1 pseudogene is annotated in these 205 nt (G+C 68.3%); it reads left to right on the plus strand.

The annotated features are described in order from the left end of the window. Positions 1–205: pseudogene (locus tag KDH83_RS32395) on the plus strand (hypothetical protein); the annotation flags it as partial.

Here is a 205-nt window from a genome sequence, read left to right on the forward strand (position 1 = left end):
GCGGATTACCTGATTCCGAAGCCGTTCGACCCGCGCCTGATCGTGCGGATCGCGCCGGCGGTGGCCAAGGCGGCGATGGAAGGCGGGGTGGCGACGCGTCCGCTGGCGGACCTGGAAGCGTACGAGGAACAGCTGCAGCAGTTCGTGTACCACTCGGGCGCCTTCATGAAGCCGCTGTTCTCGGCGGCCAAGCGCATCGTGCGCG

Source organism: Achromobacter sp. Marseille-Q0513 (assembly GCF_018195695.1).
In the GTDB taxonomy this organism is placed as follows: Bacteria; Pseudomonadota; Gammaproteobacteria; order Burkholderiales; family Burkholderiaceae_B; genus Achromobacter.